The 859-nt window shown below is 46.6% G+C and carries 1 protein-coding gene and 1 pseudogene; both read left to right on the forward strand.

The window, feature by feature from the left end; all coding sequences use genetic code 11:
• Positions 1-32: 32 nt before the first annotated feature.
• Complete coding sequence (gene yfbR / locus AB4496_RS28710) at positions 33-617, forward strand: 5'-deoxynucleotidase (protein WP_009847276.1); 585 nt, start codon at positions 33-35, stop codon at positions 615-617.
• Positions 618-671: 54 nt separating this feature from the next.
• Positions 672-859: pseudogene (locus tag AB4496_RS28715) on the forward strand (dGTPase); the annotation flags it as partial.

Below are 859 nucleotides of genomic sequence, written 5' to 3' on the forward strand. Positions count from 1 at the left end.
TATTTACTACGATTGGTACTAAAAGGACTCTTATGAAACAAAGCCATTTCTTTGCCCATCTTGCCCGTATGAAGCTGATTCAACGCTGGCCCCTGATGCGCTCAGTCTCAAGCGAGAACATTTCAGAGCATAGCCTACAGGTCGCTTTCGTCGCCCACGCCTTGGCGCTTATCAAAAACAAGAAGTTTGATGGCAAACTCAACCCAGAACACATTGCTCTGCTTGGCATGTACCACGATACCAGTGAAGTGCTAACAGGTGATTTGCCGACGCCAGTTAAATACTACAATCCAGACATCGCACAAGAGTATAAGAAGATAGAAGCGGCAGCAGAGCAAAGACTGCTTTCAATGCTGCCAGAAGAGTTCCGAGACGACTTCTCCCCGTTTTTGATATCTGGAACAGCAAACAAAGAAGAGCAAAGCATCGTTAAGCAAGCCGACACTATCTGCGCTTACCTCAAGTGTTTGGAGGAACTCAGTGCGGGCAACCATGAGTACGAACAAGCGAAACGCCGACTAGAAGAGACTCTCGAACAGCGTAAAAGCCCGGAAATGGACTACTTTCTCACCACATTTGCGCCGAGCTTTGAATTATCACTAGACGAGATAAGCTAGCTGGGTATAAGTTGAATGTAATTAGCTAAATAAATCAATTTGATAGGTGCTATTTTGAATTCTCCACTCGAACCACCCTTTGAACTCGAACAAGAATGGCAACATCGAAATGACGATGAACATAAAATAAGGCGTGATGACCACCGTAGCCCGTATCAACGCGATCGTGCGCGGGTGCTTCACTCTGCCGCTTTTCGCCGCCTCCAAGCAAAAACCCAAGTTCATGGCACCACGGTAAACGA

Source organism: Vibrio sp. 10N.222.46.A1 (genome assembly GCF_041473595.1).
GTDB lineage: Bacteria > Pseudomonadota > Gammaproteobacteria > Enterobacterales > Vibrionaceae > Vibrio > Vibrio tasmaniensis_A.